Below are 22,392 nucleotides of genomic sequence, written 5' to 3' on the forward strand. Positions count from 1 at the left end.
GTTCAGTCCAGGATGAAGCTTTCGAGGTACGAGGGGTTCGTCCGGTCCAGCATCGAACGCGCCCGCGCCCGGATCTGGGCGTCGCTGTGCCCGCTCTCCGGGAGCAGCCAGAAGCGGTCCGCGCGGATGCCCGCCACGACGAAGTCGGCGACCTCCTCGACGGGCGTGAAGGCGACCTCCTTGCCCGCAGCCCGCATCGCCGCCTCCCACTGGTCGAGACTGCGGTACGGCGTCCGGCGCGGCCGTTCCTTGGCATAGCGGTCGGGGCGGTTGCGGTGCGACTCCCACAGGCCCGTGCGCAGCATGTGCGGCCCGGGGAAGAGCACCGAGGCGCCCACGCGCGCGTGCTCCGCCCGGAGATGGGCGTACAGGGACTCGGTCATCGTGACGACGGCCGCCTTCGTGACCGCGTACACGGAAGCCGTGGGCAGCGGGGCGATACCGCCGTCACCGGAGGATGTATTGACCACATGACCGGGTTGACCCGACTTGATCATCCTGGGCAGGAAAGCCTGGACGCCGTGGAAGACGCCCCACACGTTGACCTCGAACGCCCACTTCCAGTCGTTCGGTTCGTGCTCCCACATCCGGCCCTCGGCGCCCGAGCCGACCCCGGCGTTGTTGCACAGGACGTGCACCGCGCCGTAGGTGTCGTAGGCCGACTCGGCCAGCTCCAGGACCTGGTCGCGGACGCCGACGTCGACCACGCGCGCGTGCACGTCGGCGCCCTCCGCACGCAGCCCGTCGGCTGCCTTCTCCAGGGCGGCCGGTTCCACGTCGGCGAGGACCACCTTCAGGCCCTCGGCGGCGAACCTCCCGGCCATCGCGAGCCCGATCCCGCTCGCCGCGCCGGTGACGACGGCGACCTGTCCGGCACGGAGCTCCATCAGGCCTCGCTCCCTTCGCGTTCTTCCGGCGGCGCGTCGTGGATCTGGCGCGGGTCGTCGTAGCGCTGGTGGACGTACGGCAACAGGGCCTGCGCGTCGACCCGTTCGACGATCCGGCCGCGCTGGTCGCTGGTCTTCTCGCCGAGGGTGAGCTCCAGCAGGCGCAGCACCGGCAGGTCGGCGACCGGGTCGTACGCCGACTCGCGGAGGACGACCTCCCCGGTGACGCGCTCCAGCCGGCGGATCTTCTCCTCGCGTACGCAGTGCACCAGCAGCGGGTCGCCGTCGAAGCCCGAACCGTCGACCGCCGGGAGGAACTTGAAGTAGAAGTCGGTCTTCGGGGCGGGCTCGGGCAGCGCCAACGGGCCGTCGACCGTGCCGCGCACCTCGACGAAGGCGACGCCGTGCCGGGCCAGGGCCGCGTGGACCTGCGAGCCGTCCCGCTCGACGGTCACCTCGCCGAGCTTCTTGGGCTCGCCGAAGACCTCGCGGCCGCCGGTGAGGGCGCGCTCGTGGGTCATCGGCATGACCAGCGGGTACCAGCCCTCGACCGTGCCGTGCGCGGCGGCGACCGCGAACGAGCCCGCGCCCAGCGGGTATCCGGGCAGTTCGACCTTGCTGATGCTGACCCTGGCCAGCGGCCGGCCGGCCGGCTTGAGCGGCGGCGGCAGGACGGCCGCGACCGCGTCCGGGTCGGTCTCCCAGACGGCCACCACGCCGGTGGACCAGACGTCCGGGAGTTTCGTGGTGCGCGCGGCCGCGATCTCCGCCCCGGTCCGAGCGCCGTACCGTACGCGTGCCATCCGCCGTACCGTCCTTCCGTCGGCCGTCCGTGCTCCGGGCGGGGTGCACGCTTGCACCGGGCGGTGAAAAGGTCCATAGGCAGGCGTAGGGCAATCAGGACAAAGTCCACGGCCGTGCGACGGACCGTCAGGACGGACGACCCATCAGGAGGACCCCGCATCGGGACGGAGGCGTCAGGGCATTCGAACGGGCGGCTGCGGCGGGCCACCTGACGGACCGGGCTGTCGGTCCGGGCCCGTATCCTCAATGACCATGCTCGAAGACCGTACGACCGCAGTGTCCCCCGGCACCCCGTGGCCGGCCGCATACCCCAAGGGGTATGCGGTCGTCGACGTGGAGACCACCGGACTGGCCCGGGACGACCGGATAATCAGCGCGGCCGTCTACCGGCTGGACGAGCGCGGCGAGGTCGAGGACCACTGGTACACGCTGGTCAACCCCGAGCGCGATCCGGGTCCCGTGTGGATCCACGGCCTGACGAGCGAGGTGCTCGAAGGCGCGCCGCTCTTCACCGACATCACCGAGGAGTTCTCGGCCCGGCTGGACGGCCGGGTGCTGGTCGCGCACAACGCGGTCTTCGACTGGCAGATGATCGCGCGGGAGTACGCGCGCGCGAAGACCGAGGCCCCGGTGCGGCAGCGGCTGTGCACGATCGCGCTCGCCAAGGAGCTGGACCTGCCGCTGCCCAACCACAAACTGGAGACCCTGGCGGCGCACTTCGGTGTCGTCCAGCGGCGGGCGCACCACGCGCTGGACGACGCGCGCGTGCTCGCGGAGGCGTTCCGGCCCAGTCTGCGGGCCGCGGCGGCGGGCAACGTACGGCTGCCGCTCCTCGAGTGCCGACCGCTCACCGAGTGGTCCGACACGCCCCGGATCGGGCCCCAGGCGAGCGGCGGGCACGGCGGCTACCGGCCCGGCGGCTGGCGGCCGTCCCGCAAGCGGCCGGCGTGCCCCTACCCGAACCCGGGACGGTACGAGGACGGCAGCCCGCTGGAGCAGGGCATGCGGGTGGCGTTCTCCGGGGACACCTCGATCGAGCGGGAGCTGCTGGAGGACCGGGCCGTCGAGGCCGGTCTGCACGTCTCGACGAGCATCTCGCGGCTCACCAGTCTGCTCGTCACCAACGACCCCGACTCGGGCACCTCGAAGGTCCTCAAGGCCCGCCAGTTCGGGACGCCCGTCGTCGACGAGGCGGCCTTCGGACAGCTGCTGCGGGACGTGGCGCCGGCCACGGAGAAGTGACCGCCCGCGCGGGCCGCACACCCGTCCGCACGGGCCGTACGGACGGGTGATTGCCGTACGACTCGCCCGGCGCCCACTCGCCCGCGCGCGGCCGACCGCCCACCCTGTGGCGCATGGCGAAATGTGAAGTTTGCGGCAATGACTACGGAATGACCTTCGAGGTGCACGCGCAGGGCGCGGTCCACGTCTTCGACTGCTTCTCCTGCGCGATCCACCGCATGGCCCCGCTCTGCGAGCACTGCAAGGTCTCGATCATCGGCCAGGGCGTCGAGGCCGACAACCAGTGGTTCTGCGGCGCCCACTGCGCCCGCGAGGCCGGGAAGGCGGGCATCGTCGACCGCGTCTGACCCGGTACCCGCCCGAACGCGCCCCACGACCGAGTTGTACGGTCGTGGGGTGTACCGCTTCCTGTTGACTCGGCAGTGGGTGATCCTCACCCTCATCTCGCTGCTTCTGATCCCGACGATGATCCGGCTCGGGTTCTGGCAGAAGCACCGGTACGAGGAGCGCAGCGCCCGTAACCAGCTGGTCGCCGACGCCCTCGGTGCCAAGCCGGTGCCGGCCGAGGAGGTGACCGAGCCGGGGCACGCCGTGACCCGCAAGGAGCGGTACCACACCGTCACCGCGACCGGCACCTTCGACACCGCCGACGAGGTCGTCGTCCGCCGCCGTACCAACTCCGACGACGAGGTGGGCTATCACGTCCTCACCCCCTTCGTCCTGACCGACGGCAAGGTGCTGCTGGTCAACCGGGGCTGGATCCCGTCCGACGGCCCGAGCCAGACCGCCTTCCCCAAGATCCCGGCGCCGCCGGCCGGCAAGGTCACCGTCCAGGGCCGGCTGATGCCCGACGAGACCACCGCGGCAAGCGGCATCAAGGACCTCAAGGGCCTGCCCGCCCGGCAGATCATGCTGATCAACAGCGAGGAGCAGGCGCGCCGGCTCGGCAAGCAGGTGCTCGGCGGCTACATCCAGCAGACGGCACCCGAGCCCAAGGGCGACACCCCGGAACAGATTTCCGACCCGGGCAAGGAAGACGCCCCGCTGAACTACGCGTACATGATCCAGTGGTGGCTGTTCGCCGCGGGCGTCCCCTACGGCTTCTTCGTGCTGACCCGCCGCGAGGCACGCACGCGTGCGGAGGCGGCGGAGCAGGAGACGGCCGCGGAGGCGGAACCGGCCACCGTCTGACGGTGTCACTCCCCCGGCCCACCCCCTGATTGGCCCCCCGGCAGTCAGGGAAACCGGCTCCCGTGGACCGACGCATCGAGGACTACGCGCTCATCGGCGACGAGCAGACCGCGGCCCTGGTCGGCCGGGACGGCTCCATCGACTGGCTGTGCCTGCCCCGCTTCGACTCGGCCGCCTGCTTCGCCAGGCTCCTGGGCGACGAGGACCACGGGCACTGGCGGATCGCCCCCCGAGGCGCCACCACCTGCACCCGGCGCGGCTACCGGCCCGACACCCTGGTCCTGGACACCGAGTGGGAGACCGCCGAGGGGACGGTCCGCGTCACCGACCTGATGCCCCAGCGCGAACACGCGCCGGACGTCGTACGCATCGTCGAGGGCGTCAGCGGTCGGGTCACCGTGCACAGCACGCTCCGGCTCCGCTTCGACTACGGCTCGGTCATCCCGTGGATGCGCCGCTCCGGCGGCCACCGGGTCGCGGTCGCCGGGCCGGACTCGGTGTGGCTGCGCAGCGAACCGTCCGTGCGGACCTGGGGCGAGGACTTCGGCACGCACTCGGAGTTCACCGTCGCGGAGGGCGAGCGGGTCGCGTTCGTGCTCACCTGGCACCCCTCGCACGAGCAGCGGCCACCGCTCGTGGACCCGTACCAGGCGCTGCGGTCCAGCGTCACCGACTGGCGGCGCTGGACTGCCCGCTGCACCTACCACGGCCCCCACCGGGACGCGGTCGTACGCTCCCTGATCACCCTCAAGGCGCTCAGCTACGAGCCGACCGGCGGCATCGTCGCCGCGGCCACCAGCTCGCTGCCCGAGGAACTCGGCGGGGTGCGCAACTGGGACTACCGCTTCTGCTGGCTGCGCGACTCCACCCTCACCCTCGGCGCCCTGCTCGCCGCCGGCTACCACAAGGAGGCCGAGCGCTGGCGCGACTGGCTGGTCCGCGCGGTCGCCGGCGACCCGGCGGACCTGCAGATCATGTACGGCCTCGCGGGCGAGCGTCGGCTGCCCGAGTTCGAACTGGACTGGCTGCCCGGCTTCGCCGGCTCCAGGCCGGTGCGCGTCGGCAACGGTGCCGTCGACCAGCTCCAGCTGGACGTGTACGGCGAGGTGATGGACTCGCTGTCGCTGGCCCGCACCGCCGGTCTGCCCACCAAGCCGCACATGTGGTCCATCCAGTGCGCGCTGATGAAGTTTTTGGAGAAGGCCTGGCGGCAGCCGGACGAGGGCCTGTGGGAGGTGCGCGGCGGCCGCCGCCACTTCGTGCACTCCAAGGTGCTGGTGTGGGTGGCCGCGGACCGGGCGGTACAGACCCTGGAGGACCACGCGGAGCTCAAGGGCGAGCTGGAGAGGTGGCGGGCGCTGCGCGACGAGGTGCACCGGGAGGTCTGCGAGAAGGGGTACGACCCGAAGCGCAACACCTTCACGCAGTACTACGGCTCGCGCGAACTCGACGCCTCCCTGCTGCTGATCCCGCGCGTCGGCTTCCTGCCCCCGGACGACCCCCGGGTGGTCGGCACGGTGGACGCGATCCGCGACGACCTGGGCCGGAGCGGGTTCCTGCGCCGCTACGACACCGACGCGATCGGCGTCGACGGGATGCCGGGCGGCGAGGGCGCCTTCCTGGCCTGCTCGTTCTGGCTCGCCGACGCGCTGCACATGACGGGCCGCACCGACGAGGCGAAGGAGCTGTTCGAACGGCTGGTGGGCCTCGTCAACGACGTGGGACTGCTGTCCGAGGAGTACGACCCGGAGACCGGGCGTCAGCTGGGCAACTTCCCGCAGGCGTTCAGTCACATCGGGCTGGTGAACACCGCCCTCACGCTCTTCGACGGCGAGCAGGCAGGATAGGGCCATGGATCTTGGGCTGAAGGACCGGGTGTACGTCGTCACCGGAGCGACCCGCGGGCTGGGCCACGCGGCCGCGCGCGAGCTGGTCGCGGACGGGGCGAAGGTCGTGGTGACCGGACGGGACGAGAAGCGGACCGCCGACGTGGCGGCCGAACTGGGGCCGAACGCGGTGGGCGTGGCCGTCGACAACGCGGACCCCGCGGCGCCGGAGCGGCTGATCGCCGTCGCGCGTGAGCGGTTCGGAGGGTTCGACGGCATCCTCGTGAGCGTGGGCGGGCCGCCGGCCGGGTTCGTCGCCGACAACACGGACGAGCAGTGGCAGTCCGCGTTCGAGTCGGTGTTCCTGGGTGCGGTACGGCTCGCCCGCGCGGCCGCGGCCGAGTTGGAGGACGGCGGGGTCATCGGGTTCGTGCTGTCCGCGTCGGTGTACGAGCCGATTCCCGGGCTGACGATCTCCAACGGGCTGCGGCCGGGCCTGGCCGGGTTCGCCAAGTCGCTGGCGGACGAGCTGGGGCCGCGCGGGATCCGGGTGGTGGGGTTGCTGCCGTCCCGGATCGACACGGACCGGGTGCGGGAGCTGGACGCCATGTCCGCCGACCCGGAGGCGACGCGGGCCGAGCACGAGTCGCGGATTCCGTTGCGACGGTACGGGACTCCGGAGGAGTTCGGGCGGGTGGGGGCGTTCCTGCTGTCGCCGGCCGCTTCTTATCTGACCGGGATCATGGTGCCTGTGGACGGGGGGATGAGGCACGGGTTCTGACGGTCGGTGCTTGGGGCGCGGGTGAGTGGGGGCTGGTCGCGCCCACGCGGCGGCAGCCGCATATCGACACAGCCCCGCGCCCCCAAGCAGGTGGGTCGGCTCGGCGGCGCTTCAAGTCACCCTTTCTGCACGGTGTTTGACTGACGTCAGCCGGACTTCCGCGGGGAGCTTCTCCAGCGCCGCCGAGTTCCGGGCGTGGGTCAGGGCCTGGTTCGTCAGGTCCCGCAGAGCATCCTCCGGGGCCACGTCCGGCTCCAGCTGGAGCCACACCCGTACCTCCGGAGCCGTACGCGTGCCCCTCAGGACCGCCTGGGCGTGGGAGACGCCTTCCTGGTGGGCCGCGTCCGCCGCCAGGACGGTCTCCAGGGCCCTGCCGCGCAGCAACGCTCTCTCACCGTCTCCCGTGTCCACCAGGACCTCGGTCAGGCGGCGCCGGCGCAGCTGGGCGGTCAGCCACCAGAGGGAGAGCAGGAACAGCACGGCCAGTGCGGCCAGGACCGTCGGCCACCACCACTCCGCGGCGGCCCAGTGGGTGCGCTCGGCCGGGGTGAGCAGGACGTTGTGGCGGCCGTCGTGGATCCACCAGGACGGGGGCGGGGCGCCGAGGCCGACGGCCAGGACCGAGCCGCCGAGGGCGAGGAGCAGGAGGCCCGTGAGGGCGATCAGGACGCGGTTGACGGTGCCGAGCACGGTGTCACCCCTTCCGGCCGGGGCGGATCACATGAAGGGTCAGGACGGGTGGGCGGGCCAGCCCCATGGCGTGGATCGCGTCGGTCAGCGCCGCCTCCAGGTCGCCCCGCACCTCGTCGAGTTCACGGAAGTGGGAGACGGCGAGGACGTGGGCGCGGGAGCGGTGCAGTCGTACCCGCACCCGGCGCACGCCGGAGATCTCCATGGCCCGGTCGCGCAGCAGCAGGGCGGCCGCGTCACGGCGCAGCCCGGCGCGGACGTGGGGGTGGGTGCGCCGCATGGGCAGGAGGTCCCGCAGGCCGGGCGTGACGGCCAGGACCAGCAGCCACAGGCCGAGGGCGGCGGCAATGCCCGCGCCCGCCAGGACCCAGGTGTCGTCGAGAGGCCGCGCAGCCAGTTGGCGGGCGAGTTCGCGGCGCCAGTGCATGGCGGGGTGGTGGGCCCGTACCGCCGCGATGTCGTACAGGAAGGCGCCCGCGGTCACCAGGACGAGCACGGCGACCAGGGTGGCGGGGGCGCGGCGCGGGGACCAGAAGCGGGGCTCGTGGCCGGCCGGGGGTGCGGCCGCCGGTGGCGGTGGCTTGTCGATGACCGGTGTCTGCTCCGTGCTCATCACGCCCTCCCCTGGGTCTGGACCGGGTGCAGCCGTTCGACGTGGACGGCGACCTCCCGGACGTCCATGTCCACCAACGCGCCTACCCGCTCGACCACATGTCGACGCACCGCCGCGCACCGGGCGCCGATGTCGGACGGGTAGTCCAGTTCGAGGTGGACCCGGACGCGGGCCGTGTCATGGTGCGTGACCACGGTGGCGTGCGGAGGTACGGCGTCCTTCGGAAGGGGGCCGAGCGCCTCGCGGGCCGCCTGCGCGGCGATCTTCGCCACCACCCGGTCGGCGATCCGGACGGCGCCGCGCTCGCCGGGCGCCACGGCCGTCGGGGCGCCGCGTGTCCCACCGCTCGCGGAGGTCATCGCCGGCGGTCGCGCCGGTCGTCACGGGTGCGGAAGAAGTCGCCGAGTTCGAGGTCCCCCTCCGCGAACCGGCCGACGACGAACCCGATGGCCCCGAGCGCAGCCACCAGCAGAAAGGCGCCGAACCCACCGAAGTACCCGGCGAAGCCCAGCGCCATGCCGGCGATCATGCCGACGACGGCCATACTCATGGTGCGCTCCCCTCAGCGGTCCCGGTCAGCGGTCCCGGTCGGCGGTCACTGGAGCCGGGACCCCGGCTCCTCTTCCTCTTCCTCCGGAAGCTTCACATCACTCACCGCGATGTTGACCTCGACCACTTCGAGACCGGTCATGCGCTCCACGGCGGCGATCACGTTCTCCCGGACCGCGCGGGCCACGTCGGCGATCGACACGCCGTAGTCGACGACGATCTCCAGGTCCAGCGCGGTCTGCACCTCGCCGACCTCGGCCTTCACGCCCCGGCTCACGGACTTGGAGCCGCCGGGCACCCGGTCGCGCACGACGCCGAAGGTGCGGGCGAGGCCGCTGCCCATCGCGTGCACGCCGACGACGTCCCGGGCCGCCAGTCCGGCGATCTTCTCCACGACTCCGTCGGCGATCGTCGTCCGTCCGCGGGTCGCCGGGTCGCCGCCGCCGCGTCTGACGGTCTTCCGGGTCTGTACCGCCGGGTCCTTCTCGGGCTCCGCCGCCATCTCGGTCATCGCCGTGCGTCCCTTCCCGTGGCCGTCCTGCGACAACGGTACGTGCGGATGTCCTGTCGTGCCCCGAAGATGCGGCAGGCTGGAGGAATGACGGCGGACCGACGGACTGACACGGTACGGCACCTTCTGAGCCTGGGCAGGCTCCTTCCGCTGGGCGGGCCGCAGGACGGGGCGTGGCTAGCGGAGGCGGCGGCGGACGCGGTCCTGCGGCGAGCGGCGGCCGGCGTGGCGGGGGTGCGGCTGGGTGCGGTGCGGATCGCCCTGGCGGATCCGGCGGACGTGGCGGAGGCGGTCGTACCGGCGCCGCCCGGGGCGGTGCCCCCGGGGCCGCTGCGGCTGTCGGCGGACTTCGCGGCGACGGCCGCCGAGCCGCTGCCTGCGACGGCGTCCCGGCTGCGCCGGGCCCTTGCCACGGCCACGGAACGGCTGGGGCTGGTGGTGATCGAGGCGGACCTGCGGGTGACCGACCTGCTGGAGGAGGAGCCGGCGGAGCCGGAGCCCGCACCCGCGCCTCGGCCGCCGTCGGTCCGGGAGGGGACGGATCCCGAGGGAGCCCGGGTGACGGCGGCGGCGCTGGCGGTGCCGGGGGTGGCCCGGGTGACGGGGGCGCTCAGCCGGGAGGTCCACTTCGACGCCGCGCTGCCGCGTCGGCACGTGCGCGTGGAGGTGGCGGTGACCGACGGCCCCCGGGCCGTGGAGGTGGCCCGAGGGGTCCGTACGGCGGTCGGCGAGACACTGGAGGACCGGCCGACGGTGGCGGTACTGGTGACTTACGTCAGCTGAAGCGCCCCGTCAGGGGCGCGGGGAACTGCGCGACCAGCCCCCACCGGCCCGCGGGGAATTGCACGACCAGCCCCCACCGGCCCGCGGGGAACCGCACGACCAGCCCCCCACCCGCCCGCGGCGACCTACTCGCCCACCCCCGCAAGGTCCCGCAGCCGCCGAGCCTGAGCCTGCCGCTCCGCAGCCCGCTGCTCGTCGTAGGTACGGCCGGCGGCACCCCGCAGCAGCGCCTTCGTCTCCACGACGGCATCCCGCGGCGCAGCCAGCAGCGCCCCGGCCAGGTCCCGTACCGCCGCGTCGAGTTCGCCCGCCGGCACGGCAACGTTCGCCAGCCCGGAAGCCACCGCCTCCTCGGCCTGGACGTAGCGTCCGGTCGCGCAGATCTCCAGCGCGCGGGCGTAGCCCACCAGGGAGACGAGCGGGTGGGTGCCGGTCAGGTCGGGCACCAGCCCGAGGCTCGTCTCGCGCATGGCGAACTGCACGTCGTCCGCGACGACGCGCAGGTCACAGGCGAGGGCCAGCTGGAAGCCGGCCCCGATGGCGTGCCCCTGCACGGCGGCGATGGACACGATGTCGCTCTGCCGCCACCAGGTGAACGCCTCCTGGAATCCGGCGATGGCCGCGTCAAGGTCGGCGTCGTCACGGCGCGCGAGCTCGATGAAGGTCGGCTCGCCCGGGATCCCCTCCGGCGTGAACATCTGCCGGTCGAGGCCCGCGGAGAAGGACTGCCCCTCACCGCGCAGCACGACGACCCGGACCGACCCCGGCAGCGACCGCCCGGCCTCTGCCAACGCCCGCCACAGTGCGGGGCTCTGGGCGTTGCGCTTGGCCGGGTTGGTCAGCGTCACCGTGGCGAGCGCGTCGTCGACGGTGAGCCGTACGCCGTCCTTGTCGAGAACAGGAGCGAGGTCCTGGTCGGGCGAAGCCATGGGGCGCCTCCGATGTGTGCGGTCATCACGCATTGCCGTACGGCATGCCAAGTGACTGCACAGTAACCACCCGGCCGATCACTCGACCGACCGGGTGGCCACCATCGAAGCCGATGGGCCGCCCGGGGTCAGGACGCGGCTTTCTTGCCCCGCGTCGCCCCGCCACGCCCACGCAGCGTGACACCCGACTCGCTGAGCATCCGGTGGACGAAGCCATACGAGCGGCCGGTTTCCTCGGCCAGTGCCCGAATGCTCGCACCGGAGTCGTACTTCTTCTTCAGGTCTGCCGCGAGCTTGTCGCGCGCGGCGCCGGTCACCCGGCTGCCCTTCTTCAGAGTCTCGGCCACCCGTGCCTCCTCATGGGAAGTGCGCTCTGGTCCCCTCATGATCACCCCTCCGGGGCGTGATGGCCACCCATTCGGCAAGGTCCGTGAGACATCGTTGTGACGACAGGAGTGCATCCCCACATACGGAATCTGTGATTCCGGCGCGGGTTGTCCGTGCGGCCGAACGGGTTCTTCCGTGAAGTGCCAGGTCAGGCGCGCAAAGCGGCCGATCCCTTGTCGACAAAGGGATCGGCCGCGAAATCGATGTAGGACACACCTCGATACGAGGAGATCTCACACAGATGATGGATCACCGATAGGCCGAATGATCCATAGCCAGTGGATCAGGCATTCGATCAAACGACGGCGACGGGACCGGCTCTCAGGCGAGGGCGACCAGATCCGCGTAGTCGGAGCCCCACAGGTCCTCGACGCCGTCGGGCAGCAGGATGATCCGCTCGGGCTGGAGCGCCTCCACGGCACCCTCGTCGTGGGTGACGAGGACGACCGCGCCCTTGTAGGTGCGCAGGGCGCCGAGGATCTCCTCGCGGCTGGCGGGGTCGAGGTTGTTGGTCGGCTCGTCCAGGAGCAGGACGTTCGCGGAGGAGACGACCAGGGTGGCGAGGGCGAGGCGGGTCTTCTCACCGCCGGAGAGGACACCGGCCGGCTTGTCGACGTCGTCGCCGGAGAACAGGAACGAGCCCAGCACCTTGCGGACCTCGACGAGGTCCATGTCGGGCGCCGACGAGCGCATGTTCTCCAGGACCGTGCGGTCCGGGTCCAGGGTCTCGTGCTCCTGGGCGTAGTAGCCGAGCTTCAGGCCGTGTCCCTCGAGGACCTCGCCGGTGTCGGGCTGCTCGACGCCGCCGAGGAGGCGCAGCAGGGTGGTCTTGCCGGCGCCGTTGAGGCCCAGGATGACGACCCGGGAGCCCTTGTCGATGGCCAGGTCGACGTCGGTGAAGATCTCCAGCGAGCCGTACGACTTCGACAGGCCCTCGGCGGTCAGCGGGGTCTTGCCGCAGGGCGCGGGCTCCGGGAAGCGCAGCTTGGCGACCTTGTCGGAAACGCGGACGGCGTCCAGTCCCGCCAGCAGCTTGTCGGCGCGGCGGGCCATGTTCTGCGCGGCGACCGTCTTGGTGGCCTTGGCGCGCATCTTGTCGGCCTGGGAGTGCAGCGCGGCGGCCTTCTTCTCGGCGTTGGCGCGCTCGCGCTTGCGGCGCTTCTCGTCGGCCTCGCGCTGCTGCTGGTAGAGCTTCCAGCCCATGTTGTAGACGTCGATCTGGGAGCGGTTGGCGTCCAGGTAGAAGACCTTGTTGACGACCGTCTCGACCAGGTCGACGTCGTGGGAGATCACGATGAAGCCGCCGCGGTAGGTCTTCAGGTAGTCGCGCAGCCAGACGATCGAGTCCGCGTCCAGGTGGTTGGTCGGCTCGTCGAGCAGGAGCGTGTCCGCGTCGGAGAACAGGATGCGGGCCAGCTCGATACGGCGGCGCTGACCGCCGGAGAGCGTGTGCAGGGGCTGGCCGAGCACCCGGTCGGGCAGGTTGAGCGCGGCGGCGATGGTGGCGGCCTCGGCCTCGGCGGAGTACCCGCCCTTGGTGAGGAACTCGGTCTCCTGGCGCTCGTACTGCTTCATCGCCTTGTCACGGGTGGCGCCCTTGCCGGTGGCGATGCGCTGCTCGTTCTCGCGCATCTTGCGGATCAGGACGTCGAGGCCGCGCGCCGAGAGAATGCGGTCGCGGGCGAGGACGTCGAGGTCGCCGGTGCGGGGGTCCTGCGGGAGGTAGCCGACTTCACCGGAGCGGGTGACGGAGCCCGCGGCGGGGATGCCGTCGCCGGCGAGGACCTTGGTGAGGGTGGTCTTGCCGGCACCGTTGCGGCCGACCAGGCCGATACGGTCGCCCTTGGCGACGCGGAAGGTGGCGTTCTCGATGAGGACGCGCGCACCGGCGCGCAGCTCGATACCGGTTGCGGAGATCACGGACAGACTCCAGAGCGTACGGATAGTGACGGGTGGGCGGCTGAGGACGTTCCCGCCGTCTAATGCGCGAGGAGAATGGCCATGGGCCAAGTCTAACGGGGCGGCGCAAGCGCTTTTTCGGTGCGCGGGTGTTCGGGACGGCCCGCGCGGGGCGGTTCGTTGCCCAGCGGGGTGCGGTGCGGGGCGATTCCGCCCAGGTCGTCCACGGCGACGAGCTGCGCGGTCCAGGCGCCCTGCGCGCAGGGCTGGGCGACGAGCAGGGCGTGGCCGTGACGTACGGCACGTTCGGGGTGGAAGGCGCAGCCCGCGCGGGCGGGCAGCACCCAGCGCAGGTCACCGTCGGCGGTGCGGTACGCCGCGATGCGGTCCGGGGTGACGACCGCGAGGATGCCGCGGCCCAGGGGGCGCAGGACGCCGGCGCCGCCCCGGGCGCGCAGCCAGTCGGTCGCCGCGGGCAGGGCGCGGTGCCAGCGCACGGAGCGGCCGTCGGTGTCGGTGACGAGCCCGTCGTCCCAGACGGTGATCGCCTGCCCGCCCGTGGGCAGCACGCTGAGCGGGCGCCGGCCCGGACGCGCGTACCGCCAGCGCAGGGTCCGGCCGTCGTACGCCTCGACGACGCCGCCCCGCGCGCGTGCGGTGGGTGCGGGCGGGCCGGAGGTGAGGTGGTCGCCGTAGGGGGCGGGGCGGATCTGGTGGGCGGCGGCGAGGAGCCCGGCCGCGAGGAGCAGGGCGAGGGCGAGGAGTCGCCCGACGGGTCCGCGGACGGGGGGTGTCCGCGGGAGGGCACGCGGGGGCCGGTGCGGGAAGGTGGCCGGAGGCTGCTCCCGGCGGGCCGTCGCGCACTGCTCCGGAAACGGCTCGGCGTCGGGTGGCCCGGTTCTCCTGTGGTGCAGAACGGCAGCCCTTTCCCTTTCCCCCTTCGGCGCCCGGCCGGGCGCTCCTGTGCCACGGGTCAGGCGCAGAGCGTAGCCACGCCCGTGGCGGGCGGCCGGGCGTGACGCGGGGGCGGGACGGGACGTCGCCCGTTCGGGCGTCGGCCCGGTCATCGGCGCGAAGTGGCGGCCCGGATGCCGCAAGGTGGTCGTGGGGGACGGTGCGAGCAGAGGGCGGTGCCCCATGCAGTTCGACGACGACGCGAACCTGGACACCTCCGAGGTGCAGGACGTGCGGGGCAGCCGGATCCCGGGCGGGAGGAAGACCGTCGGCGGCGGTCTGGCCGGCCTGATCGCGCTGCTCCTCGCCCTGTTCCTCGGGGTCGGCCCGGACCAGCTGGGGCTCTCCTCCGGGGACAGCTCGCCCGCACCCGCCTCCTCCTCGCTGGCCCAGGTGCAGCAGAGCTGCCGTACCGGACAGGACGCGAACAGCAAGGAGGACTGCCGGATCGTGGCGGTGGTCAACAGCGTGCAGGACTACTGGACGCAGGAGTTCCGGCACCGCCACGGCACCTACACGGCCGCCCCCACGGTCTTCTTCAGCGGACGGGTCGGCACCGCGTGCGGGACGGCGACCTCGGCGGTGGGGCCGTTCTACTGCCCCGGCGACCGGAAGGTCTATCTGGACCTCGGCTTCTTCGACGACCTGCGGTCCAAGTTCGGCGCGAGCGGCGGGCCGTTCGCCCAGGCGTACGTCGTGGCGCACGAGTACGGGCACCATGTGCAGGACCTGATGGGCACGTTGAGCCGGTCGCAGTCCAACCTGACCGGCGCGAACAGCAATTCGGTGCGGCTGGAGCTGCAGGCCGACTGCTACGCCGGGGTGTGGGCGCACCACGCCACGACCACGAAGGACGAGTCGACCGGCCGCCCGCTGATCACCAGCCTGACGGCCGCGGACATCCAGGACGGGCTGGACGCGGCGGCGGCCGTGGGTGACGACCGGATCCAGGAGCGGTTCCAGGGGCGGGTGACGCCGGAGACGTGGACGCACGGGTCGGCCGAGCAGCGGCAGCAGTGGTTCTACCAGGGCTACCGGAGCGGTGACTTGGCGCGCTGCAACACCTTCCGATGAGCGGCTGACCTGCAACGACGTTACAGACCGGGGGCGTTGTCAGTGCCGGGTGCAAGACTGGGACCAGGCCGGAACGACGGCTTTCGGGGGACCGACGCACGAGGGAGTGATCGGGATGGCGGGCACGAGTGGCGGGCGGCCGAGCATCTATCCGTCGCTGCTGTACACGGACGCGAAGGCGGCGATCAAGCAGCTGACGGAGGCCTTCGGCTTCACCGAACTGTCGGTGTACGAGGCCGAGGACGGCATGGTGCTCCACGCCGAGCTGGTGCAGGGCAACGGTGCGGTCATGCTGGGCTCCAGGGGCCGCGGCGGCCGGTTCGACGCGGCGATGGAGGGCGGCGGCCCGACCGGGGTGTACATCGTCGTGGACGACGTCGACGCACACCACCAGCGCGCCGTCGACCACGGCGCCGAGATCCTGATGCCCCCGACGGACCAGGACTACGGTTCGCGGGACTACATGGCCCGGGACGTCGAGGGCAACATCTGGAGCTTCGGCACGTACGCCCCGGAGATAGCCGGCTGACCCGCCTGGCCCGCCCTTCCGCTAGCCGCCGGTGTGCACCTGGAAGGCGGCCCGGCGGACGGCCTTGGCGAGCGCCGGGTCGGGGTGGGCGGCGGCGAGGGCGACCAGGACCTGCACGGTGCGCGGGTGGCCGACGGCGCGCACCTCGTCGAGCAGCGCGGGGACGGTGGGCTGCAGCGCCGACTCCAGGTGACGGACGAGCAGCGGGGCCTCACCGTGGTCGGCGACCGCGGCGGCCGTGTCGACCCAGAGCCAGGTGGCCTCCTCCCGGGTGAGCACCTCGTGGGCGTCCTCGGGGTCGACTCCGTCGTGCTCGGCCAGCCACAGCAGGGCGTACGGCCGCAGGGTCGGCTCGTCGACGACCGCGCGGACGTCCGGTTCGGCGGGGGCGCCGACGACGCGCAGCGCCTCGAAGGCGAGGCCGCGCAGCAGGGCGTCCTCGCCGCGGGCGGCGTCGACGAGCTCGGTGACGGCACCGCCGACGGGGCGGGCGGCGAGCCAGGCGCGGTACTCGGCGCGGGCCGCGTTGGGGCGCAGCTGGGCGCAGCCGCGCAGCATCTCCTCGGCGGCGACCTCGATGTTGCCGGCGGGGCTCTGCGCGGCGACGCAGATCTGCTCCAGCTTGACCCAGACCGCCCAGCTGCCCAGCGGGGTGAGGGTGGCCTGGCCGTCGCCGTAGGTCAGCGCGCCGACGGAGGCGAGGGCGTGCAGCGACCAGTCGAGGAGCGGGGCGAGCTCGGCCTCGTCGGCGGGGGCCGGGTCCTCGGCCGGGGCGTGGTCCGCCGGGTCGGCGTCGGCGGAGCGCACGGCGGCGAGCGGTCTGGCGGTCCCGGTGCCGTTCTCCGTGTCGTAGGGGACCTCGCAGCGCTCGGTGCGCAGTTCGGTGACCCGCTGGCCCAGCAGGTCCAGAAGCTGCTCGACCGGGACGGGACCGGCGGACAGCTGGAGGAAGGAGAGCACCTGGGGCATGGCCGAGACGACTTCGGCGACGGCGGCCGCCTCGAACTCGGCGGGCTCCGGGTGGGCGAGCGACCAGGCGTCGAAGAGGGCGACCCAGCCGCGCAGCACGGCGCTGTCGTCGCGGTCCCAGGCGCGCAGGCGCCAGCCGGGGCGCGCGCTGTCGCCGTGCACCTCGACCAGACCGGCGAGGCGGGCGGTGTCCCAGTCGGCGCGGACCTGAGCGGCGGTCAGGCCCAGGTCGTCGGACGCGCGTTCAGCGGACGCGTCGGAGAGGGTGGCCTTGCCGTCGGCGGTCGCGCCGTCGCTGCCCGGCCCGAGGGCGGCGTCGGCCCAGTGGGCGACGCGGGCCGCGCCGGCCAGGCCGGAGCGTGCCATTCTGGCCAGCTCGGCGGGGGCCGGGGTGCCCTCGGGCGGGCGGGGTGCGGGGCGGCGCGCGGGCCGCTGGTTCATCGCTCGGGGGGCGGCGGCCAGGGGTCGCGTTCGGACGAGTCGAAGCCTTGAGTCGCGCGGGATACGGGACGTCACGGGTGCAGTCTTCCGGTTGACGGTCCGAAAACCCAAACGGAATGTCACGGCGGGCGACGGGACTGGCCAACGCACGGGGTGTGAGGCGAGGCGAGGAGACATGTTCAGGCCAGTGGTACGGCGTTAAACGGAACCTCCGGGACCGGCCGGAACCGGGGTTTCCGGCTTGGGACGGGGAGCGGCCGCGGCCGCGGAGGGGAAGGGCCGGCGGGTGCGGGAAGAATCACATCGGGGGTGCCGGCGGATGCCGGACGCGCTCGTCAGCGACCGCTCGACAGAGGGGGCGCCGGGGCGCGTGCGCCGGGGCACCGTCACATCAGGGGCGTGAGGAACCGGCGCAGCCGTTCCTCGTACTCCTCCGGGTCGGCGTTCCACATCGCGCCGTGCGGGGCGTCCGGGACGGTGTGCAGGGCCACCAGGTCGGGGCGCCGCTCGGCGAGCCTGCGGGAGTACACCCAGGGGGCCACCGTGTCGTCCGGGCCGTGCACGATCAGGGTGGGCACGGTCAGCTGTCCCGGGTCGACGGGGTCGGCGGCGTGGTCGGCGTGCAGGCCGACGCGGCCCTGAGCGGCGCGTACCGCGAGCGGCAGCAGGGGTTCGGGGGTGTGCCGGGCCTGGGCGAGGGCGCGCAGGGTGGCCTCCCAGCTGAGTACCGGGGAGTCCAGGACCAGCCCGGAGATCCGATCGCGCAGTGCCGAGTGGGCGGCGGCGCGCAGCGCCATGGTGGCGCCGGTGGACCAGCCGTGCAGAACGACGCGGCGGGCGCCGTAGCGGACGGCGTAGCGGATCGCCGCGTCCAGGTCGCGCCACTCGCTCTCGCCGAGGTGGTTCAGGCCGTCCGGGGGTCGCGGGGCGCCGAGGTCGCCGCGGTAGGCGAGGGCGAGGACCGGCAGGCGCCGGGCGTGCAGAAACGCCATGACGTTCATGGGGTGCTCGCGGGTGGTGCCGAGGCCGTGTACCGCGATCACCCAGGTGTCCCGGTGGCCGGGCACGAACCAGGCGGGCAGCGGGCCGAGTTCGCCGGGCAGGTCGATGTCGGCGTACTCCAGGCCCAGGGCCGTGCCCGGGTTGCCGACATGGACGTTGGCGGTGAGCCAGGCCGGGTCGCCGGTCTCGAAGGTGCCGTGGGTCACCCGCTCCAGCCGCCGTACGACGGTGTCGGCGGTGCTCGCGGCGGACTCCAGGACGGCGCCGACGACCGCGTGCGAGCCGTCGCCGGCCAGGCCGTAGGTGCCGGGGCGCAGCGAGGCGAGGTCGCGGGTGAGGGTGATGCGGCCGGCCGCGGTGCCGTGCACGGTGAGCCGGGGTTCGGTGGGCAGAGGGCGGCCGGGCGGTGCCTTCAGCGCGGCGTCACTGGCGAACCGCCCCGCGGCCACACCGGCCGCACCGGCGGCGAGTACGGCACCGACGGCAGCGACCGTGACTTTGACTGGGCGCACCTGTCCAGTGTCCGGGCGGACTCCGGTGTCGGCCAGTGGAGGAGGGAGAAATCGACGAAGCCACTGGATCCGCCTTCCCGCCCGGCCGGGGTTCACCCCTCCCGCTGCCCGTATCCCCTCAGCTTCTCCCCCGCCTCCGTCACCTGGTCGGGGGAGAGCAGGGTCGGGGTCAGGCCCGGGACCGCGGACGCCGTCAGCCACAGGCGGCACATCCACTCCAGCTGGGCGGTGCGGTCGTAGGCCTGGGTCAGGGTGGTGCCGTAGGTGATCGTGCCGTGGTTCTGGAGGAGGCAGCCGGAGCGGTCGGCCAGGGCGCGGAGCATGTTCTCGGCCAACTCGCGGGTGCCGTACGTCGCATACGGGGCAACCCGGACCGCGCCGCCGAGGGCGCCGGACATGTAGTGGATCGCCGGCAGCTCGGGGACGAGCGTGGAGACGGCCGTCGCGTGGACGGCGTGGGTGTGGACGACGGCCCCGGCGTCGGTGCTGCGGTAGATCGCGAGGTGCATCGGCAGTTCGCTGGTCGGGACCAGGGTGCCGAGGACCTGGCGGCCGGCGAGGTCCACGCCCGTCACGTCGTCCGGAGCGAGCCGGTCGTAGGGCACACCCGACGGTGTGACCAGCACGGTGTCGCCGACGCGGACCGAGACGTTGCCGGAGGTGCCGACGACGAGTCCGTCGGAGACCGTGCGGCGGGCGGTGGCGACGAGTTCGAGCCAGGCGTCCGCCTCCTCCGCGCGCACATCCCGCCTTCGCGGCTCCGACACATCTTGTGCGCCGGCCCGTCCGTCCCGTCCGTCGCGCTCGTCCCGCCGCTGCTCAGCCATGGCCCGATCCTGTCAGGCGACGCCCCAACCGGCCTGCGCGGCAGGGCACTTTAGGCCTGACGTCCCGAATCCAGTAGAGCGCAAACCGCCACAAAGAGTTCCATTTCCCGGCTTGGCTGAAGATCGCCGAGGATACGCCGATCTTCCAATAATCTCTGGACGATTTTTCGTACACGTCGCCATTCCGGGGGGAAACATGGCCCGTGACCGTATTCCGCCGTCCCGCCACCGCGTCCGCGCCCTCGCGGCGTCCGTGGCGGCGCTCGCCCTCGCGTGCACCGCGACCGCGTTCGCCGGCACACCGGCGTCCGCGGCGAGCCTGCCGAAGGGGCATGACGTCTCCTCGCACCAGAAGAACGTCGACTGGACGAGCGCCAGGGCGAACGGCGCCAGGTTCGTCTACATCAAGGCCACCGAGTCCACCACCTACCGCAACCCGTACTTCGAGCAGCAGTACAACGGCTCCCGCGAGGCCGGCATCAGGCGGGGCGCGTACCATTTCGCCCTGCCGGACAAGTCGTCGGGCGCCCGGCAGGCCGCGTACTTCGTGGGCCACGGCGGCACCTGGACGGCGGACGGGTGGACGCTGCCGCCCGCGCTCGACGTCGAGTACAACCCGTACGACAAAAAGCACCGGTGCTACGGACTGAGCCACTCCGGGATGGTCCGGTGGATCAGGTCCTTCAGTGACGAACTGAAGCGGGAGACCGGCCGGCGGCCGGTGATCTACACGACCACGAACTGGTGGGACCTCTGCACCGGCGGCAGCAGCGCGTTCGCCGCCGACCACGCGCTGTGGATCGCCCGCCACGGCTCCGCGGACGCCGGGACACTGCCGGCCGGATGGTCGTCGTGGACCTTCTGGCAGTACGACAACAGCGGCAGCCTGCCGGGTGACCAGAATCTCTTCAACGGGTCGGCGGGACGGCTGAAGTCGTTCGCCCTGGGCCTCTGACCAACGGGCGACTGGGCCGCCGGACCGGAACCGGGACGGCGGCCTCGCCCCACCCCGCCCACGGTCACCCCGAAAGTCGATCTCATACACCACCAGGACTGCCCCAGTTCACCTTCCGTTCATTCAGGTTGCCTACGGTCCAACAGCCAATGACCTCGAAAGATTGCCTGGGTAAATGGAAAACTTCTCGCTGATCCTCGCGATTGTGGTGGTAACCGCACTCGCGTTTGATTTCACGAACGGTTTCCACGACACCGCCAACGCGATGGCCACGACCATCTCGACCGGTGCGCTCAAGCCCAAGATCGCGGTGGCCATGTCCGCCGCGCTCAACCTGGTGGGCGCCTTCCTCTCGGTGGAGGTCGCCAACACGATCTCCAAGGGTCTCGTCGACGAGAACGGCATTCGTCCCGAGGTCATCTTCGCCGCCCTCGTCGGCGCCATCCTGTGGAACCTGGTGACGTGGCTGGTGGGCCTGCCCTCCAGTTCCTCGCACGCCCTCATGGGCGGTCTGATCGGCGCCACCGTCGCCTCCGCCGGCTTCGGCGCGGTCCACGGCGACGTGCTCGTCACCAAGGTCCTGCTCCCGGCGGTCGCCGCCCCCGTCGTCGCCGGCCTCGCGGCGACGCTCTCCACCCGCCTCTCCTACACGCTCTCGAAGAACGCCGAGGACGAGGCCACCCGCAAGGGCTACCGCGCCGGCCAGATCGCCTCCGCCGGCCTGGTCTCGCTCGCGCACGGCACCAACGACGCACAGAAGACGATGGGCATCATCACCCTCGCGCTGATCGCGGGCGGTGCCATCGCTCCCGGCTCGAACCCTCCCACCTGGGTCATCCTCTCCGCGGGCCTCGCCATCGCGCTCGGCACCTACATCGGCGGCTGGCGAATCATCCGCACCATGGGCACGGGCCTGACCGACCTCCAGCCGCAGCAGGGCTTCGCCGCCCAGACCAGCGCGGCCACCGCCATCCTGGCCTCCTCCCACCTCGGTTTCTCCCTCTCCACCACGCACGTCGTCTCCGGTTCCGTGATGGGCGCGGGCCTCGGCCGCAAGGGCGGCACGGTCCGCTGGTCCACCGCGACCCGCATGATGGTCGCCTGGGTGCTCACCCTCCCCGCCGCCGCGCTGGTCGGCGCGCTCGCCGAGTCCGTGACGGACCTCGGCGACTGGGGTACGGCGGTCGTCGCCGTCTTCCTCGTCGCCTCCAGCGCCGCGATCTGGAAGCTCTCCCGCCGCGAGGTCGTGGACAGCAGCAACGTCGTCGGCACCGAGGAGCCGGCCGGTGTGGTGACCACGGCGATCGCCGCCGTGACCCCGCCGCCCGCGGGCACGGTCGCGGTCACGGTCACGGACGACCTGACCGCCACCATCCCCGCCCCTGCCTCCACCTCCGCCCCGGCCGCTCCCGCGACCGACCCGGCCGCCACCGTCTGACCCCGAGGAAGAACCGACATGAACATCGACTGGGCAGCCATCGGCTCCGTCTTCGGCGTCAGCCTCGTGGCCACCGTGGGCCTGGTGACCCTCTTCACCCTCGGCATCAAGGGCCTCTCCGCCCGCGAACGCGCCACCGCCCAGGGCGGCTCCGCGGCCCTGGCCGTCACGGCCGCCTACCTCTGCTTCGCGGCCTGCGCGGCGGCCGTGGCGTACGGCATCCACCTGATCGTGGCGAAGGCCTGACACGAGAAGGCCCGTCGCTCGAAGGCCCGGCGCAAAGGGCCTCGTCGGCACCGCGAAGGCTCCTCTCCATCCCCCGGAGAGGAGCCTTCGGCATTCCCCACAGGCCCCGCCGGGCAACTGGTGTGGGCCTTCCCACACACTCCCCTCGCAGGTCAACGCCAGGTTGACGGGTCTTCCGGGGGCGTGGTGGACTTCCGGAGCCATGTACGGCGGCAAGAGAGGAAGCCGGTGTGAATCCGGCGCGGTCCCGCCACTGTCACCGGGGTAGCAATCCCCGGGAGCCAGGAACTCTCACCGCCGGTCTCGTCGAACCAGGGCGCGGACACCCTGAGTGAGGACATAACGCCATGCGC

25 protein-coding genes and 1 riboswitch are annotated in these 22,392 nt (G+C 72.5%); of the genes, 11 read left to right on the forward strand and 14 right to left on the reverse strand.

Annotation, left to right across the window (positions count from 1 at the left end):
• Positions 1-2 precede the first annotated feature (2 nt).
• Together ACZ4UV_RS00130 and ACZ4UV_RS00135 are read right to left on the reverse strand one after the other, a co-directional pair.
• The gene (locus ACZ4UV_RS00130; RefSeq protein WP_390038557.1) at positions 3-887 is read right to left on the reverse strand and encodes an SDR family NAD(P)-dependent oxidoreductase; all 885 of its coding nucleotides are present in this window, start codon (positions 885-887) and stop codon (positions 3-5) included.
• The gene (locus tag ACZ4UV_RS00135; RefSeq protein WP_451017437.1) at positions 887-1,690 is read right to left on the reverse strand and encodes an acetoacetate decarboxylase family protein; all 804 of its coding nucleotides are present in this window, start codon (positions 1,688-1,690) and stop codon (positions 887-889) included. Before ACZ4UV_RS00135 ends, ACZ4UV_RS00130 begins: the two co-directional genes overlap by 1 nt.
• Before the next feature lie 253 nt (positions 1,691-1,943).
• On the opposite strand from ACZ4UV_RS00135, the gene ACZ4UV_RS00140 reads away from it, so the two are divergent.
• The 5 genes from ACZ4UV_RS00140 (at position 1,944) to ACZ4UV_RS00160 (ending at position 6,731) form a co-directional block, all read left to right on the forward strand.
• On the forward strand, positions 1,944-2,933 hold the full coding sequence (locus ACZ4UV_RS00140) for a DEDDh family exonuclease (RefSeq protein WP_467834970.1): 990 nt from the start codon (positions 1,944-1,946) through the stop codon (positions 2,931-2,933).
• Positions 2,934-3,046: 113 nt separating this feature from the next.
• Positions 3,047-3,280: a hypothetical protein gene (locus tag ACZ4UV_RS00145; RefSeq protein WP_089101588.1), complete on the forward strand. Its 234-nt coding sequence runs from the start codon at positions 3,047-3,049 to the stop codon at positions 3,278-3,280.
• A 49-nt stretch (positions 3,281-3,329) separates the two neighbouring features.
• A complete protein-coding gene (locus ACZ4UV_RS00150; protein WP_467834972.1) occupies positions 3,330-4,124 on the forward strand; it encodes an SURF1 family cytochrome oxidase biogenesis protein in 795 nt (264 codons plus the stop codon).
• A gap of 62 nt (positions 4,125-4,186) precedes the next feature.
• Positions 4,187-5,971: a glycoside hydrolase family 15 protein gene (locus ACZ4UV_RS00155; RefSeq protein WP_351501592.1), complete on the forward strand. Its 1,785-nt coding sequence runs from the start codon at positions 4,187-4,189 to the stop codon at positions 5,969-5,971.
• A gap of 4 nt (positions 5,972-5,975) precedes the next feature.
• A complete protein-coding gene (locus tag ACZ4UV_RS00160) occupies positions 5,976-6,731 on the forward strand; it encodes an SDR family oxidoreductase (RefSeq protein ID WP_351501591.1) in 756 nt (251 codons plus the stop codon).
• A gap of 111 nt (positions 6,732-6,842) precedes the next feature.
• On the opposite strand, the gene amaP is transcribed toward ACZ4UV_RS00160, so the two are convergent.
• From amaP to ACZ4UV_RS00185, 5 genes are read right to left on the reverse strand one after another with little or no spacing between them, the layout of a single operon-like run.
• On the reverse strand, positions 6,843-7,421 hold the full coding sequence (gene amaP, locus ACZ4UV_RS00165) for an alkaline shock response membrane anchor protein AmaP (protein WP_451017434.1): 579 nt from the start codon (positions 7,419-7,421) through the stop codon (positions 6,843-6,845).
• Between the two features lie 4 nt (positions 7,422-7,425).
• Positions 7,426-8,034: a DUF6286 domain-containing protein gene (locus ACZ4UV_RS00170; RefSeq protein WP_451017433.1), complete on the reverse strand. Its 609-nt coding sequence runs from the start codon at positions 8,032-8,034 to the stop codon at positions 7,426-7,428.
• Positions 8,034-8,393, reverse strand: coding sequence for an Asp23/Gls24 family envelope stress response protein (locus tag ACZ4UV_RS00175; RefSeq protein ID WP_390038543.1), 360 nt, complete (start codon positions 8,391-8,393; stop codon positions 8,034-8,036). Before ACZ4UV_RS00175 ends, ACZ4UV_RS00170 begins: the two co-directional genes overlap by 1 nt.
• Entirely contained in the window at positions 8,390-8,584 is a 195-nt protein-coding gene (locus tag ACZ4UV_RS00180) for a hypothetical protein (RefSeq protein WP_053654947.1), read from the reverse strand. The genes ACZ4UV_RS00175 and ACZ4UV_RS00180 overlap by 4 nt, the downstream gene beginning before the upstream one ends.
• A gap of 45 nt (positions 8,585-8,629) precedes the next feature.
• Positions 8,630-9,094 (reverse strand): Asp23/Gls24 family envelope stress response protein, encoded by a 465-nt coding sequence (locus ACZ4UV_RS00185; protein WP_451017432.1) that lies wholly within the window; start codon positions 9,092-9,094, stop codon positions 8,630-8,632.
• Positions 9,095-9,181: 87 nt separating this feature from the next.
• Here ACZ4UV_RS00185 and ACZ4UV_RS00190 point away from each other — a divergent pair, with 87 nt between their 5' ends.
• Positions 9,182-9,877 (forward strand): nucleopolyhedrovirus P10 family protein, encoded by a 696-nt coding sequence (locus ACZ4UV_RS00190; RefSeq protein ID WP_451017431.1) that lies wholly within the window; start codon positions 9,182-9,184, stop codon positions 9,875-9,877.
• A gap of 125 nt (positions 9,878-10,002) precedes the next feature.
• On the opposite strand, the gene ACZ4UV_RS00195 is transcribed toward ACZ4UV_RS00190, so the two are convergent.
• From ACZ4UV_RS00195 to ACZ4UV_RS00210, 4 genes are all read right to left on the reverse strand, one after another.
• A complete protein-coding gene (locus tag ACZ4UV_RS00195; protein WP_451017430.1) occupies positions 10,003-10,806 on the reverse strand; it encodes an enoyl-CoA hydratase/isomerase family protein in 804 nt (267 codons plus the stop codon).
• A gap of 128 nt (positions 10,807-10,934) precedes the next feature.
• A complete protein-coding gene (locus ACZ4UV_RS00200) occupies positions 10,935-11,153 on the reverse strand; it encodes a helix-turn-helix domain-containing protein (RefSeq protein ID WP_046727957.1) in 219 nt (72 codons plus the stop codon).
• A gap of 361 nt (positions 11,154-11,514) precedes the next feature.
• Positions 11,515-13,113, reverse strand: a complete 1,599-nt coding sequence (locus ACZ4UV_RS00205) for an ABC-F family ATP-binding cassette domain-containing protein (RefSeq protein ID WP_390038535.1) — start codon at positions 13,111-13,113, stop codon at positions 11,515-11,517.
• Between the two features lie 92 nt (positions 13,114-13,205).
• A complete protein-coding gene (locus ACZ4UV_RS00210) occupies positions 13,206-14,159 on the reverse strand; it encodes a hypothetical protein (protein WP_467834982.1) in 954 nt (317 codons plus the stop codon).
• Positions 14,160-14,229: 70 nt separating this feature from the next.
• Here ACZ4UV_RS00210 and ypfJ point away from each other — a divergent pair, with 70 nt between their 5' ends.
• On the forward strand, positions 14,230-15,120 hold the full coding sequence (gene ypfJ / locus ACZ4UV_RS00215; RefSeq protein WP_451017428.1) for a KPN_02809 family neutral zinc metallopeptidase: 891 nt from the start codon (positions 14,230-14,232) through the stop codon (positions 15,118-15,120).
• 115 nt (positions 15,121-15,235) lie between these two features.
• Positions 15,236-15,649, forward strand: coding sequence for a VOC family protein (locus ACZ4UV_RS00220; RefSeq protein WP_351502187.1), 414 nt, complete (start codon positions 15,236-15,238; stop codon positions 15,647-15,649).
• A 21-nt stretch (positions 15,650-15,670) separates the two neighbouring features.
• Here the strand turns inward: ACZ4UV_RS00220 and ACZ4UV_RS00225 are convergent, their stop codons facing one another.
• The 3 genes from ACZ4UV_RS00225 to ACZ4UV_RS00235 all read right to left on the reverse strand — a co-directional run bounded on the left by ACZ4UV_RS00225 (position 15,671) and on the right by ACZ4UV_RS00235 (position 19,400).
• Positions 15,671-17,059: a hypothetical protein gene (locus ACZ4UV_RS00225; protein ID WP_451017426.1), complete on the reverse strand. Its 1,389-nt coding sequence runs from the start codon at positions 17,057-17,059 to the stop codon at positions 15,671-15,673.
• 386 nt (positions 17,060-17,445) lie between these two features.
• Positions 17,446-18,573, reverse strand: coding sequence for an alpha/beta hydrolase (locus ACZ4UV_RS00230; RefSeq protein ID WP_451017425.1), 1,128 nt, complete (start codon positions 18,571-18,573; stop codon positions 17,446-17,448).
• Positions 18,574-18,665: 92 nt separating this feature from the next.
• Complete coding sequence (locus tag ACZ4UV_RS00235; RefSeq protein WP_451017424.1) at positions 18,666-19,400, reverse strand: class II aldolase/adducin family protein; 735 nt, start codon at positions 19,398-19,400, stop codon at positions 18,666-18,668.
• A gap of 196 nt (positions 19,401-19,596) precedes the next feature.
• Between ACZ4UV_RS00235 and ACZ4UV_RS00240 the strand changes: the two genes are divergently transcribed.
• From ACZ4UV_RS00240 to ACZ4UV_RS00250, 3 genes are all read left to right on the forward strand, one after another.
• Positions 19,597-20,355, forward strand: a complete 759-nt coding sequence (locus tag ACZ4UV_RS00240; protein WP_451017423.1) for a lysozyme — start codon at positions 19,597-19,599, stop codon at positions 20,353-20,355.
• A 175-nt stretch (positions 20,356-20,530) separates the two neighbouring features.
• Positions 20,531-21,793, forward strand: a complete 1,263-nt coding sequence (locus tag ACZ4UV_RS00245) for an inorganic phosphate transporter (RefSeq protein WP_451017422.1) — start codon at positions 20,531-20,533, stop codon at positions 21,791-21,793.
• Between the two features lie 18 nt (positions 21,794-21,811).
• Entirely contained in the window at positions 21,812-22,039 is a 228-nt protein-coding gene (locus ACZ4UV_RS00250) for a hypothetical protein (protein WP_390038519.1), read from the forward strand.
• A 170-nt stretch (positions 22,040-22,209) separates the two neighbouring features.
• A riboswitch (cobalamin riboswitch) is annotated at positions 22,210-22,349 on the forward strand.
• Positions 22,350-22,392 lie beyond the last annotated feature (43 nt).

This window comes from Streptomyces sp. NPDC028289, assembly GCF_055565975.1.